At 65.1% G+C, this 13396-nt stretch carries 13 protein-coding genes; 5 read left to right on the top strand and 8 right to left on the bottom strand.

What is annotated here, in order from left to right:
* Positions 1–26: 26 nt before the first annotated feature.
* The 3 genes from WD006_RS04230 (at position 27) to WD006_RS04220 (ending at position 2706) form a co-directional block, all read left to right on the top strand.
* A complete protein-coding gene (locus WD006_RS04230) occupies positions 27–1064 on the top strand; it encodes a UDP-2,3-diacylglucosamine diphosphatase (RefSeq protein ID WP_029308259.1) in 1038 nt (345 codons plus the stop codon).
* Between the two features lie 99 nt (positions 1065–1163).
* The gene (locus tag WD006_RS04225) at positions 1164–2282 is read left to right on the top strand and encodes a glycosyltransferase family 4 protein (protein WP_011515730.1); all 1119 of its coding nucleotides are present in this window, start codon (positions 1164–1166) and stop codon (positions 2280–2282) included.
* Positions 2209–2706, top strand: a complete 498-nt coding sequence (locus tag WD006_RS04220) for a diacylglycerol kinase (protein ID WP_080672710.1) — start codon at positions 2209–2211, stop codon at positions 2704–2706. Before WD006_RS04225 ends, WD006_RS04220 begins: the two co-directional genes overlap by 74 nt.
* A gap of 59 nt (positions 2707–2765) precedes the next feature.
* Here the strand turns inward: WD006_RS04220 and WD006_RS04215 are convergent, their stop codons facing one another.
* The 7 genes from WD006_RS04215 to WD006_RS04185 all read right to left on the bottom strand — a co-directional run bounded on the left by WD006_RS04215 (position 2766) and on the right by WD006_RS04185 (position 9610).
* Positions 2766–3350, bottom strand: coding sequence for a TIGR00730 family Rossman fold protein (locus WD006_RS04215; protein ID WP_011515728.1), 585 nt, complete (start codon positions 3348–3350; stop codon positions 2766–2768).
* Positions 3347–4057, bottom strand: coding sequence for a TetR/AcrR family transcriptional regulator (locus tag WD006_RS04210; RefSeq protein ID WP_011515727.1), 711 nt, complete (start codon positions 4055–4057; stop codon positions 3347–3349). The genes WD006_RS04215 and WD006_RS04210 overlap by 4 nt, the downstream gene beginning before the upstream one ends.
* Positions 4058–4158: 101 nt before the next feature.
* The gene (locus WD006_RS04205) at positions 4159–4761 is read right to left on the bottom strand and encodes a DUF924 family protein (RefSeq protein WP_011515726.1); all 603 of its coding nucleotides are present in this window, start codon (positions 4759–4761) and stop codon (positions 4159–4161) included.
* A complete protein-coding gene (locus WD006_RS04200) occupies positions 4748–5191 on the bottom strand; it encodes a group II truncated hemoglobin (RefSeq protein WP_011515725.1) in 444 nt (147 codons plus the stop codon). The genes WD006_RS04205 and WD006_RS04200 overlap by 14 nt, the downstream gene beginning before the upstream one ends.
* Before the next feature lie 15 nt (positions 5192–5206).
* The gene (locus WD006_RS04195) at positions 5207–7762 is read right to left on the bottom strand and encodes an ABC transporter permease (protein ID WP_029308262.1); all 2556 of its coding nucleotides are present in this window, start codon (positions 7760–7762) and stop codon (positions 5207–5209) included.
* 57 nt (positions 7763–7819) lie between these two features.
* Positions 7820–8416, bottom strand: a complete 597-nt coding sequence (locus WD006_RS04190; RefSeq protein ID WP_011515723.1) for a DUF4126 domain-containing protein — start codon at positions 8414–8416, stop codon at positions 7820–7822.
* 96 nt (positions 8417–8512) lie between these two features.
* Complete coding sequence (locus WD006_RS04185; protein WP_011515722.1) at positions 8513–9610, bottom strand: substrate-binding domain-containing protein; 1098 nt, start codon at positions 9608–9610, stop codon at positions 8513–8515.
* Positions 9611–9752: 142 nt separating this feature from the next.
* Between WD006_RS04185 and WD006_RS04180 the strand changes: the two genes are divergently transcribed.
* The gene (locus tag WD006_RS04180; protein WP_011515721.1) at positions 9753–10607 is read left to right on the top strand and encodes an extracellular solute-binding protein; all 855 of its coding nucleotides are present in this window, start codon (positions 9753–9755) and stop codon (positions 10605–10607) included.
* A 64-nt stretch (positions 10608–10671) separates the two neighbouring features.
* Here the strand turns inward: WD006_RS04180 and WD006_RS04175 are convergent, their stop codons facing one another.
* Positions 10672–11622 (bottom strand): LysR substrate-binding domain-containing protein, encoded by a 951-nt coding sequence (locus WD006_RS04175; protein WP_011515720.1) that lies wholly within the window; start codon positions 11620–11622, stop codon positions 10672–10674.
* 277 nt (positions 11623–11899) lie between these two features.
* Between WD006_RS04175 and xdhA the strand changes: the two genes are divergently transcribed.
* Positions 11900–13396 (top strand): xanthine dehydrogenase small subunit, encoded by a 1497-nt coding sequence (xdhA, locus tag WD006_RS04170; protein ID WP_029308263.1) that lies wholly within the window; start codon positions 11900–11902, stop codon positions 13394–13396.

The following is a 13396-nucleotide window of genomic DNA, read 5'->3' as shown; positions in this document are numbered from 1 at the left end:
CAGCCATCGCCGATACCGGGGCCGCCATGATTCCATCCATCCGATTCGCCCGCGGACGTCTGACGAATGTCGCGCTGCGACTGCGCGGCAAGCCTGACGCCACGCTACCGCTGTCAGCCGCGCTCGCGGCATTCATGCCGACACCGGCCGACCTGACCGCCGCGTCTTCCCGCAACACTAGCAACACCGGCGACATCAGCGATCCGTCCCGAGACACCCAACGCGCCCCCAACGAACCCAGTTCCACACCCACGCCGCCCGTGGAACATCCCACGCACCGCTACCGCGCGATCTGGCTGTCCGACATCCATTTGGGCACGCCGGGTTGCCAGGCTACATACCTGCTCGACTTCCTCAAACACAACGAATCTGACGTGCTCTATCTCGTCGGCGACATCATCGACGGCTGGCAGCTTCGTCGTGGCTGGTACTGGCCTCGGAGCCACAACGATGTCGTGCAGAAGCTGCTGCGCAAGGCACGCAAGGGCACCGACGTCATCTACGTGCCGGGCAATCACGACGAAGTGGCGCGCCAGTTCGACGGCATGGCATTCGGCGATATCACGGTGCGCGAAGACGCGGTCCACGTGACCGCCACCGGCAAACGCCTGTGGGTCGTGCATGGCGACCTGTTCGACGGCGTGGTGCAACACGCGAAGTGGCTGGCCTACCTGGGCGATTCGGCGTACACGATGATCCTCGCGCTGAACCGCCACTTCAACCGCGTGCGTGCGCGGCTCGGGTTCGATTACTGGTCGATCTCGCAATACCTGAAGCATCAGGTCAAGAACGCGGTGAGCTACATCAACTCGTTCGAGCACGCGATGGTCGACGAAGCCCGCCGGCGCGGTTGCGACGGCGTGGTCTGCGGCCACATCCACAAGGCCGAGATCCGCGATGTCGATGGCCAGCTCTACTGCAACGACGGTGATTGGGTGGAAAGCCTGTCCGCCCTCGTGGAGACCATGGAAGGCGAACTGAAGATCGTCTACTGGACCACGCTGCTCGATTCACCGATCCCCGCAGGCCGCCGCCGTCGTCGCACGGCCGAATTGGCTGCCTGATCCTTGCCTTACCACCCGCCCCCGGCAGTCGCGCCTTTGCATGGATGGCGCGCGATGCCCGCTCGTCACAACAACAACGCACCTGAGCAAGGAGATTCGATGAGAGTCCTGATTGTCACCGACGCCTGGGAACCACAGGTCAACGGCGTGGTGCGCACGCTGAAATCCACCCGCCGCGAGCTCGAAGCCATGGGTCACACCGTGGACCTGATCACGCCGCTCGAATTCCAGACGATCCCCTGCCCGACCTATCCCGAGATCCGGCTGTCGCTGCTGCCCTCGGGCAAGGTGCGCCGGCGCATCGACACGTTCCGTCCCGACGCACTCCATATCGCCACCGAAGGGCCACTTGGCCTGGCCGCGCGCCGCTACGCGATGCAGCACGACCTGCCGTTCACCACGGCCTATCACACGCGCTTTCCGGAGTATGTGCAGGCGCGCTTCGGCATTCCGCTGGCGTGGACCTACCGCTTTCTGCGCTGGTTCCATGGCTCCGCGCGCGCAGTGATGGCGCCGACGCCCGTGGTGCTCAAGGATCTGCAGGATTACGGCATCACGAACGGCGTACTGTGGACGCGCGGCGTCGATCTCGATGTTTTCACCGCGCAACGGGCGAACGTCCTGAACACCGCGCATCCGATCTTCCTCTACGTGGGCCGCGTGGCGGTGGAAAAGAACGTCGAGGCATTCCTGCAGCTCGACCTGCCGGGTTCGAAGTGGGTGGTGGGCGACGGCCCCGCGCTGGCCGGCCTTAAGGCGCGCTATCCGTCAGCGAACTACCTCGGCGTACTCAAGCAGCCCGAGTTGGCAAAGGTGTATGCTTCAGCAGATGTCTTCGTGTTTCCGAGCCGCACCGATACGTTCGGACTGGTCCTGCTCGAAGCATTGGCAAGCGGGCTGCCGGTGGCGGCCTACCCTGTCACCGGGCCGATCGACGTGCTCGGCAACAGCCCGGCCGGCGTGATGCACGAAGACCTGAGAGAGGCCTGCCTGGAAGCCCTGCGCATCGACCGCGCAACGGCACGTGCCCACGCGGAGAAGTTCTCGTGGCGCGCCGCATCCGAGCAGTTCCTCACCCATTTGCGTCCGCTGCCAACAGGCACGGGCGGAACCGACAATTCAGCGCCCCCAGTCGCCCCAGATCATGGCCAAGCCTCATCACACGCTACCGCCCGATCCGTCGCTGCACCGGCCGACGGCCGCTCACATGGCGGCTGAAGTCGAGTCCGAGTATTCGATCGCCAGCAATCCACACAAAGGAAATCGGGGGCTGACGCGCGCCTGGCACGCGGCAATCAACTCGGCATCGGGGTTGCGCTATGCGATTCTGGAAGAAAGCGCGTTCCGTCAGGAACTGACGCTGGTGGTGATCCTCACGCCGTGCGCGTTCATCATTCCGGCAACGGTCGTCGAACGCGTGATGCTGCTGGGCACGCTGCTGCTGGTGCTGATCGTGGAACTGCTCAACTCGAGCGTGGAAGCCGCGATCGACCGGATCTCGCTGGAACGGCACAGCCTGTCCAAACGCGCCAAGGACTTCGGCAGCGCGGCGGTGATGCTGGCGTTGATCCTCTGTGGCGGCACGTGGGCCGCCATCGCGGGACCGCACGTGGTGCGGTGGGTGGGGATGCTGTTCAACTGATCAGCCAGATCGGCCAACCGCCCAGTCGCCCAGTCGCCCAGCATCCCGGGAGCGGAGGGTCAGGCCTTCTCGCGGCCTTCCTGCCACTTGTCGACGTGCACACGCGGCGCCGCCGCCAGGCGGGCGAGCATATCCTCCGGCTCGGTGGACACGTGCAGCATGTCCGCATGAACCTGCTTCAGGAAGCCCTCGCTTACGGCGTGATTCAGAAACCCGAGCATGCCGTCGTAGAACCCCGCCACGTTGAGCAGGCCAACAGGCTTGTCGTGGTAGCCGAGCTGCGCCCACGTGAACGTTTCAAACAGCTCTTCGAACGTGCCCACGCCGCCGGGCATGGCGATGAACGCATCGGCGCGATCCGCCATCATCTGCTTGCGCTCGTGCATGTTGCGCACGATGTGAAGCTCGGTCAGGCCTCGATGGCCGACCTCCTTCTGCATCAGCGCTTCTGGAATGATGCCGATGGCGGCACCGCCGTGCGCCATAACGCTATCGGCCACGATGCCCATCAGGCCCACATTGCCCCCGCCATAGACCAGGGCCAGACCCCGCTCCGCCATGGCTTGCCCAAGCGCTCGCGCTGCTTCCGCGTACTCGGGTCGAAAACCTGGGCTCGACCCGCAATAAACACAAACCGACTTCACTTTCTGTCCTTTTCAAGCTTTGCGGCATCCGCTGCGGCCTTCTCCGCCGCGTACTCGCGCGCAAGCTGGTCGAATGCCTCGCGCGCCTTGCCACGCAGGTACGGCGCGAGAATCGAGAAGATGTGATAGCTCGACCCATGCAGATAGCCGCGAATCTGTTCGGGGTCGTTGTACTGGCGCGGGTGCTGCACGAACTGGAACGACAGCCAGTACGTGGCGATCACGACAATGTTGGTGCAGATCGCGTCCACCTGTTCCGGCGTGGCGTCCATGTCGCCATCTTCCTGGAACTGGCGGCAGATCTCGAGCGCGAAGCGCTTCTTCTGATCGACGATGCGCTTGAAGTTGGTCTCCAGCATCCGGTTGCGCGCCAGCAGGTCGTTGATGTCGCGATACAGGAAACGGTAGTTCCACAGAAACTCGGACATGTACTGCAGATAGCCCCAGCTCTCCCCCAATGTGGCCTTGTGGTCTTCCGGCATTTTGAGGCGACGCTCCATCTCCTGCTCGAAGCGCACGAAGATGGAATTGATGATGTCGTCCTTGTTGCGGAAGTGGTAGTAGAGATTGCCAGGACTGATTTCCATGGCTTCCGCAATCGTCGTCGTGGTGACGTTGGGCTCGCCAAGTTCATTGAACAGGCGCAGCGAGACGTCGAGAATGCGATCCCGGGTACGACGGGGACCGGCTTGCGGTTTGGCTTCCATGGGCGTTGGAACGACTTTGTATCGGCAGAGTTGCGATTATAAGCATAGCGTCCGAGGCCTCCCCCGGGCGTGCGGCGAGAACCGCACCTACGCGTCGATGCTCAGAATGACGAGCCCGGCTGTTTCAGATACGCGGCTTCCGCATCCGAATTCACCCGGCCCAGCACGGCGTTGCGGTGCGGGAAGCGGCCGAAGCGCGCGATGACGTCGCGATGCTTCTCGGCCCACTCCACCACATCGACTTTCCCGCCACTGTCGTCGCGCAGGGCCATCATTTCCCGCACCGCGATGTCCTGCGCATCCAGCGATTCCGCATGCTCGAACGGCAAGTAGCAGAACATGCGGTGCCACGGCGTGGGCAACTGGCGGCCCCAACCAAGGTCCAGCATCCGGCGGGCCGCCGCGAGTGCCTTGCCATCGGTGGCGAAGCTGCGTGGATCGCCGCGAAACATATTGCGCGGGAACTGGTCGAGTAGCACGATCCGGGCGCAAGCGCCCTCCGGCGTCACGAACCAGTCGTCCTCGGCTCCGTCATGCGCGGCCTGCCAGTACGACAGGAAGCGCGCCCGGACCGTGGTATCGAAGCTCACGCACTTGGTGAACCATTCGCGCCGCGAAATGTTCCATTCCGGCGCACCTGGCAAGCCGAACCAGAAATCGAGCACGGCCTGCGCGGCCGCCGGCATCCGGTTATCGCTGGACATTGCGCATCCAGTCCGCAGTCTGGAAAAGCGCCTGCATCAGCCGCATCTGCAGATCTTCCGACAGCCCCACGTCCTGCATCGCCAGTGCCATGCAACGCATCCACTGGTCACGCTCGCTGGTGCCAATCTCGAACGGCAAATGGCGCGCGCGCAGGCGGGGATGGCCGAAGCGCTCGATAAAGTAGTTCGGCCCGCCCAGCCAACCACACAGGAACCAGAACAGCTTGTCGCGCGAACCCTCCAGCGAGGGCGGATGCAGCGCGCGCAGGCCGGCGAACTCCGTCTCCAGGTCCATCAGGTCGTAGAAACGATCAACCAGTTCGCGCACGCGCGCCTCGCCGCCGATCAGTTCGTACGCGGTAATCTGTTCCCGCTGCTCCTCGGGCTGGTTGGACTGCCCGTCGGGCGGGTTGGTGGATTCGGTGCTCATGGCGATACAGGGAAATCAGACGTCGCGCAGCGTCGCCAGCGCCGGTTGCCGCAATACCTCGCGCAATCCGAGCCAGCCGCCCGCAAAAGCGCAGATCATGCCAGAAACCACGCCGACCGGTACGATCCAGATGTTGAATCGGTACGGGAAATCGAACACGTACTGCGACAGGCCCCAACCCACCCCGATAGCGCCGACGCTGGCCAGCAGCCCCGCCAGTCCGCCGACCACGAGGAATTCCGCGTACTGGGTCTGTCGTACCAGCGCCGCCGACGCACCCAGCGCCTTGAGCAGCCCGGCATCGCGCTTGCGCTCGTCACGCGCGCCGGATAACGCCGCATAGAGCACGGTCACGCCGGCCAGCAGCGTGAAGACGAACAGAAACTCCACGGCGGCGATTACCTGGTCCAGGACCTGCTGGATCTGCCGCAGGATCAAGTCGGTATTCACCACTGTGATGTTCGGGAATGCAGCGGCAAGCTGATTGCCAAGCGCGGCCTTGGCGGGCGGCAGATGGAACGCGGTGATGTAGGTCTCGGGCAGACCCTGCATCTTGGCCGTCGGCAGAATCACGAAGAAATTCACGCGCATCGAGCCCCAGTCGAGCTTACGCAGCGACGTGACGGGTGCCTCGACGGTCTGTCCGGCCACGTCGAACCGCAACGTGTCGCCAAGCTGGATATGTAGCGTCTTGGCGATGCCCTCTTCCACCGACGCGCCACCTTCGTCCCAGCGGCCCGAGGTGACTTGATTGCCTTCGGGAAGCTGGTCCATGTACGACAGGTTGAACTCGCGCTCCACCAGATTGCGCGCGCGTCCCTCCGGGTAGCTCTCGGCCTGGACCGGCCGGCTGCCGATCTGCGTCAGGCGGCCGCGCACCATCGGATAGAGCAGATCTTCCACGCCATCCTTTGCCAGCATCGCCTGCAGCGGATCGCGCTGATCCGGCTGGATATTGATGATGAAGCGATTCGGCGCATTGGCCGGCGTGGCGTTGCGCCAGGAATCGATCAGGTCGTTGCGCGTCATACCCAGCAACAACAGCGCCATCAGCCCGACGGCAAGCGCGACGGTCTGCAGCACAGTGACGCCACGGCGGCGTTCGAGCACGGCCAGCGCGAAGCGCCAGCCGACATTGCCACGCGCGCGGCCACGCATCACACGAGATAGCAGGAGCAACAGACCCAGCGCCAGCACCGCAAACGCGATACCCGCGCCAACAAACCCACCAGCCGTGGTCACCCCGAGCTTCAGGTCACGCGCCGCCACCAGCAGCAGCGCCACGAAAGCACCGAGCCCGAGCGCATAGGCCACCCAGACGGACACGGGAGGCACGCCGATATCGCGTCGCAGCACACGCAGTGGCGCCACACGCGTCAGCGCCAGCAGCGGCGGCAATGCAAAGCCCACCAGCAGTACCAGCCCCGCGGCCACGCCGATCAGCGCGGGCACCGCCGACGGATGCGGCAACGACACCTGCAGCAGCCCACCGAGCGACATCAGCAATCCATAGTGCGCCAGATAGCCCAGCACCACGCCCACCACCGCGCCACCGAGGCCGAGCAGCGCGAATTCGATCGCGAAAGCGGTCAGGATCTCCTGGCGTGACAGGCCCAGGCACTTGTAGACCGCGCAGGCATCGGTGTGACGCTGCATGTAGCGGCGGGCGGACATCGCGATGGCCACCGCCGCGATCATCGCCGACAGCACCGCCACCAGCGACAGGAAGCGCTCGGCGCGATCGAGCGTGGCGCGCATCTGCGGCTGTCCCGATTCCAGAGACTCCACGCGCGTATTGCGCAGATGCCGGCGCTGAATTTCGTCGGTTGCCCACTTCCGATACCCCTCGCCTGCCGCATCGGAGCCCGCGACGAGCAAGCGGTATGTCACACGGCTGCCCCAGCCGATCAGCTTCGTCGCATCAAGGTCGGACAGCGGCAACAACACACGCGGCGCGAAGTTCATGAAGCCCGCGCCACGATCGAGTTCCTGCGTGAGAATCCGGTCGATATAAAACGTCTTGCTGCCGAGTTGCAGGCTGTCACCAACATGGAGGCCGAGCGCGATCAGCAGCGCTTCGTCGACCCACACCTTGCCCGGGGCGGGAATGCCCTCCGCCACCGTCTCGGCGCCGCCCGGGGCACTGGCCACCTTGAGCCGGCCGCGCAGCGGATAGTCGTCGGTCACCGCCTTCAGCGCCGCCAGCTGGCTCGGTGCTTCGGCATGCTCGGGCGCGCCTCTCACGCGCGCCGTTGCCATGCTCGGGAACGTGACGGTCTGCGCCACCCGGAGTCCGTCACGCTGCGCCCGCTCGGCGAAGGCCGCGTCGAATGGCTGGTCGGAAATCAACAGCACATCGGCCGCGATCATCTGCCGCGCGTCGCGCTCCAGGCCCAGACGCATCCGGTCCGCCAGAAAGCCCACGCTGGTCAGCGCCGCCACGGCCAGCACTAGCGCGAACAACAGCAGGGTCAGTTCCCCGGCCAGCCAGTCCCGGCGGGCCATGCGCAAGGCTTGCCGCCAGGCGGAAAAACGCGGCTGAGAAGCTTTGACGGTCGTTTCGGCAGACATCGGCGATCGGTTCAGGTTATCTATCGGTGTATCGGTGCGCTAGGGACGCTAGGGGCGCTAGGGGCGCTGGTTGTCAGCGTTGCCGCGCAGCCCGGCGTGCAGACGCCGCACGCCACGCCACAGCTTCGGCAGCAGCCATGCGGCAGTGATCAGGAACAGGACCAGCAGGATCAGGAATACCACGGGCAGGAAGAACGCCAGCAGCAGCCCGCCGGCCGTGGTGATGTCTTCGGTGAATGAGGCCACCCAGTTCGAAAATGGTTCGGGCGACACATTGATCAATGCCCGCGTGCCCGCTTTCGTCGCGTGGGCGGTGCCGGCAAGCGTGCCGCCGATCAGGCCGGCCGCCACCATCCATTGGGGATCGAGCTGGCCGAATGCGGCGGCGGCCAGGATCGCCCCGGCGGGAATGCGGATGAAGGTCTGGATGCCATCCCAGACCGTGTCGAAGCCCGGCACCTTGTCCGCGACGAACTCGGCCGCAGCCATCGCGCCGGCAATGCCGATCACCCACCAGGACTCGAGCACGTGCAGGCCTGGCGGCAGGTCGAGCCAGCCCAGACGGGCCAGTACACCTGCCGTCAGCACGGCCAGATAGAGACGAATGCCGCTGGCCCAGGACATGCCTGCGGCCAGCGCGGCGGTTTCCAGCATTGCACTCCTCGCGTTTGTCGCGGTTTATCGCTATTTGTCGCTGCGGACTTGCGAAGAGTGTAATACGCCTGCGCCCAGGCGCCTCTCAGGCCCGGCTCAAGCCCCTTCCTTGCCGTCGGGACCGTACCAGGGCAACGCCTGCTGCGGCGTCAGGATGCCAGCCGGTTCCGCCGCCGTGTATCCCGGAAGTTGCTCGATGCGCCGCGCGAAGGCCGGGTCGGCAAGCAGCGACAGCAGCGCGGTCACCCACGGCGCGGTCTGGTCGTTCTTGCGCAGCGCCAGATAGTAGGCCTCGCGGGTTAGCGGGACGAATGCCAGGCCGTGCGCTTCAGCGTTCATGCGCAGGCCGAAGGCGACCTGCGCGCGGCCCGAATGCACTGCTTCGGCGACCTTCTCATTGCTGAACTCGGGATCGTCGTACCCGGAAATCTGGTCTGGATACAACCCCTGCGTGGCCAGCAATTGATCAAACAGCATCCGCGTGCCCGAACTCCGCTGGCGGTTGATAAAGCGCGCGCCGGTGCGAGCCAGATCGCGCAGGTCGCGGATCTCGCGCGCCATGTCCGGCGCCACGATCAGGCCCTGCTCGCGCCACGCCAGCCGCACCAGCCGCACCGTGGCCGGCCGCAGCCACTTGCGCAGTGTCACATGCGCCACCGAACCAGCGATCTGGATCGGCGAGACATAAAAACCAGCCAGTTCCGACTGCCGCTCCTGCAGGCAGACCAGCCCTTCCACGCTGCCGCAGAACACGGTATCGAGTTGCAGTGGCGCCGGCGTTTCCCTGAGCGCGGCGGCCAGCGTTTCCACGGCCGGGTCGTGGCTGCCGGAGAAATGCAGCACGGTCTGAGGCCGCGCGGCCTCATCGAGATCGGTCAGGAAATCCGCCATGGCCTTCTGCACGGCCGGATCGATCGTCTCGCGCAGTCGCAGTTCGGCCCGTAGCAACCGTTCGCCGAAGCGCGTCAGCGATGCGCCACGCCCGCGCTCCATGTCGAGCATCGAGCGGCCGAGCATCTCCTCCCAAGTGCGCATCACACCCCAGGCATGACGATAGGAAAGTCCGATTTCCTGCGCCGCCCGATGGAGCGACCCCGTTTCACGCACGGCCTTGAGTAGCTGGAACACCTTGCCGTTGGCGCGGGGGTTGTCATCGGCGGCAATGACCGGGAACAGGTCAAAGCGGAAGGTCATATGTTTCGCCTTGCATATTTACGAGGTCTACAGGCTCATCGACAATCGTGTGCCTCGGTTTCCACGACGATTCGCGCATTCTCCATGAAGCATCGTCGCTATGGCAATTGTGTTTCCAAAAACATAAGAGAAGGAATTGCACATGTCTGATCGCCGTCTTCCCCACCCGATCCGCCGGCTTCGCACCTCACCCGCCATCACGGCCGCGCTGGCATTCGTTGTGCTCTCCACAGCATATGGCACAGCGAATGCCGCCGACCTGAAAATGGCCACGACCACGAGCACCGAGAATTCCGGGCTGCTCAAGTACCTGCTGCCGAAGTTCGAGCAGAAAACCGGCATCAACATGAAGGTGATCGCCGTCGGCTCGGGCAAGGCCATGAAGATGGGCGAGATGGGCGACGTGGACGTGCTGCTGGTGCACGCACGCAAGATGGAAGACGAATTCGTCGCGGCCGGCTATGGCGTCAACCGTCGGGACGTGATGTACAACGACTTCATCGTCGTCGGCCCCGCGAACGATCCGGCCAACCTGAAGGGCGGGAAGGACGTCATCGCCGGATTCAAGAGGCTGGCTGGTAGCGGCAGCAAGTTCATCTCGCGCGGCGACAATTCCGGCACCGACGTGATGGAGAAGGACTACTGGAAGAAGGCTGGCATCGAGCCCAAGGGCCAGCCGTGGTACGTCAGCGCCGGGCTCGGCATGGGCGAAGTGCTGACGATGGCCGCCCAGCTCCCGGGCTACACGCTGTCCGACCGGGCCACCTACGGCGCCTATCGAGCGAAGACCGGCCTGGCCATCGTGCTACAGGGCGACCCGCAGATGTTCAATCCGTACGGCGTGATCGCCGTGAATCCGGCCAAGCACCCCGGCATCAACTACGCCGACGCGATGAAGTTCGTCGAATGGGTCACGTCGAAGGAAGGCCAGGACGCGATTGCCAGCTACAAGGTCGAGGGCGAACAACTCTTCTTCCCCGACTACAAGGCAAAGTAACCAGGCGACGCAACCGAAGCCGGGACGGCGCGGAAGTCCCGGCATAACCACGGGGGCGCCGGACTCAGCCCGCCCCGGTGGCCTCCAGCCGTGGAAGCTGTGGCAGATCCGTCGCGACCTCGGCAATCATCCGCCGCATCCACATCACGTCCGGCGCCGCATGGCAACGCTCGTGCCAGAGCTGGTAGAAACGCATGCGCGGGAACTGCACCGGTGACGGCACCATGCGGATCGGCAGGTACTGCGCGTAATGCGCGGCAAACTGCCGGCCCGTGGTGAACACCATGTCCGTCTTCATCAGCACGTAGGGCACCAGCCCGAAGTACGGCAGCGTGACCTGGATATTCCGCTTGTAGCCCTGCTCCGCCAGCGCCTGGTCGATCATGCTGCGCTGCATCGACGCATACGGCGCCGGCGCCAGATGCGGCATTTCCAGGTAGTGGCGCAGCGTCAGCCCGTGACGCGCCAGCGGGTGCTGCGCGCCGAGCATACAGACGACCTCGTCATCGAACAGCGGCGAGATATGCAGATGCTCGGGCGGCGACAGCCAGTTGCCGACCACGATATCGAGATGGCCCTGCTCCAGCGCATCCAGAAAGTCGGTCGACTGCGTCATCGGGTGGACGAACAGCTTCGCGCCCGGCGCAAGCCGCCGCACGCGCTCGACGATATTCGGCAGGAAGAACGCGTCAAGATAGTCGGGCGCCCCAAGGTGGAACGTCCGCGTGGTGGTGGCGGGATCGAACTGCTGCGGGGGGCGGGCGATGCGATCCATCGCGGCCAGACTCTGCTCGGCCAGCAGCAGCAGTTCGCGGCCGCGCTCGGTGGGCACCATGCCGCTCTTGCCGCGCACCAGAATGGCGTCCCCGGTGATCTCGCGCAGCCGCTTGAGCGTGTTGCTGATGGCGGGCTGCGACTGGCCGAGGCGCACGGCGGTACGTGTCACGCTCTGCTCAGTCAGCAGTGTGTGAAGCACCCGCAGTAGATATGTATCGAGATGGTCGCGTCCGTGCATGGCAGGTGCCAGCCCGCCATATGGCTTGGCGTGGGTGGCGTGGGGGATGGGAACGGCGCATAGTGTAAGACAGCCACCCCCGAAACGGTCAAATCCGGCACACCGTCCGGACGATCTACGGGAAGACCCGTAGATCGCCGCCAGACGGCCCGTGGACTGGCGCGGCTCCGGCCGGGCCGCCGCCGGATGCGCGCGTTGATGGGGCATATCACATGGGCCGAATATTGCGTCAAAGGGCCAGTGCTATGTTTCCGCCATCCCCGAAAGAGAGAAGATCATGGAGACGCAAACCATCCGCTTCTACCACCGCGGCCAGGTCCAGGAAGTATCCGACGCCCCCGTGACGCGCACCCTGCTGCAGTACCTGCGCGAAGATGTCCGCTGCACCGGCACCAAGGAAGGCTGCGCCGAAGGCGACTGCGGTGCCTGCACCGTCGTGATCGGCGAGTTGCAGGACAGCGGCGACGTCGAGTTCAAGGCCGTCAACGCCTGCATCCAGTTCCTGCCCACGCTCGACGGCAAGGCCCTGATCACGGTCGAAGACCTGCGTCAGGCAGATGGTGCGCTGCACCCCGTGCAGGAAGCCATGGTCGAGTGCCACGGTTCGCAATGCGGTTTCTGCACCCCCGGCTTCGTGATGTCGCTGTGGGCGCTGTACCAGCAGCACGCCCCGGGTGGCGAGCCGCCCCCGCGCCAGACCATCTGCGACGCCCTGACCGGCAACCTTTGCCGCTGCACCGGCTATCGCCCGATCGTCGACGCCGGCCAGCGCATGATGGCCCTGCCCGCGCCGCAGGCCGACCGCATCGACCCCCGCCAGATCGCCGACACGCTGCGCAGCCTGAAGCGCGGCGAGACGTTCCACTACAACGCGCGCGGCCAGCATTTCTACGCCCCGCGCACGGCCGCCGAATTCGGCGCGATCAAGGCCGCCGAGCCGAACATCCGCATCCTGGCCGGCAGCACGGACGTCGGCCTGTGGGTAACCAAGCAGTTCCGCGAACTGGGCAACCTGCTCTACGTCGGCCAGGTGGGAGATCTGAACCAGATCGCCGAGCGCGACGGCTTCATCGAAATCGGCGCCGCCGTGACGCTGGAAAAAGCCTATGCCGCGCTGAACACCGCCCATCCGGAGCTCGAGGAACTGTGGAAGCGCTTTGCTTCCCTGCCGATCCGCAATGCCGGCACGCTGGGCGGCAACATTGCCAACGGCTCGCCGATCGGTGACTCGATGCCGGCGCTGATTGCCCTGGGCACGCAAGTCGTGCTGCAACGTGGCGACGTCCGCCGCGTGATGCCGCTCGAGGACCTGTACCTGGCCTACCAGAAGACGGCCATGGTCGAAGGCGAATTCGTCGCCGGACTGCGCGTGCCGGTGCAAGGGCCGCAGCATTTCCGCACGTACAAGCTGTCCAAGCGCTTTGACGAGGATATCTCCGCCGTGTGCGCCGCGTTTGGCATCACGGTCGAGAACGGCATAGTCACGGCGGCATGCATCGCCTTCGGCGGCATGGCCGCCACCCCGAAGCGGGCCGTGCTGGCAGAGGATGCGCTGACCGGCAAGCCCTGGAACGAGGCCACCGCGCGCGCCGGCATGGCGGCGCTGGGCCAGGACTACACGCCACTGACCGATATGCGCGCCACTGCCGACTATCGCAGCCGGGGCGCCGCCAACCTGCTCTATCGCTTCTGGCTGGAGACACGCGACAGCGCGTTGCCCGCCGCCATGGTCAACGTCCGCGCCATCGGCGCCGGTGAAACCGTGAGCGCCTGA

The sequence above is a fragment of the Cupriavidus sp. Met-2 genome, from assembly GCF_049843575.1.
GTDB lineage: Bacteria > Pseudomonadota > Gammaproteobacteria > Burkholderiales > Burkholderiaceae > Cupriavidus > Cupriavidus metallidurans.
Note: the sequence above shows the minus strand (reverse complement) of the source record. Positions and strands in the feature narration are given on the sequence as shown.

Coding starts and splice junctions, on each gene's coding strand:
- WD006_RS04185 (WP_011515722.1), bottom strand. CDS start 9,610: ATGACCTTCCGCTTTGACCTGTTCCCGGTCATTGCCGCCGATGACAAC.
- WD006_RS04175 (WP_011515720.1), bottom strand. CDS start 11,622: ATGCACGGACGCGACCATCTCGATACATATCTACTGCGGGTGCTTCAC.
- WD006_RS04205 (WP_011515726.1), bottom strand. CDS start 4,761: ATGTCCAGCGATAACCGGATGCCGGCGGCCGCGCAGGCCGTGCTCGAT.
- WD006_RS04190 (WP_011515723.1), bottom strand. CDS start 8,416: ATGCTGGAAACCGCCGCGCTGGCCGCAGGCATGTCCTGGGCCAGCGGC.
- WD006_RS04220 (WP_080672710.1), top strand. CDS start 2,209: ATGGCCAAGCCTCATCACACGCTACCGCCCGATCCGTCGCTGCACCGG.
- WD006_RS04230 (WP_029308259.1), top strand. CDS start 27: ATGATTCCATCCATCCGATTCGCCCGCGGACGTCTGACGAATGTCGCG.
- WD006_RS04225 (WP_011515730.1), top strand. CDS start 1,164: ATGAGAGTCCTGATTGTCACCGACGCCTGGGAACCACAGGTCAACGGC.
- WD006_RS04210 (WP_011515727.1), bottom strand. CDS start 4,057: ATGGAAGCCAAACCGCAAGCCGGTCCCCGTCGTACCCGGGATCGCATT.
- xdhA (WP_029308263.1), top strand. CDS start 11,900: ATGGAGACGCAAACCATCCGCTTCTACCACCGCGGCCAGGTCCAGGAA.
- WD006_RS04200 (WP_011515725.1), bottom strand. CDS start 5,191: ATGAGCACCGAATCCACCAACCCGCCCGACGGGCAGTCCAACCAGCCC.
- WD006_RS04180 (WP_011515721.1), top strand. CDS start 9,753: ATGTCTGATCGCCGTCTTCCCCACCCGATCCGCCGGCTTCGCACCTCA.
- WD006_RS04195 (WP_029308262.1), bottom strand. CDS start 7,762: ATGTCTGCCGAAACGACCGTCAAAGCTTCTCAGCCGCGTTTTTCCGCC.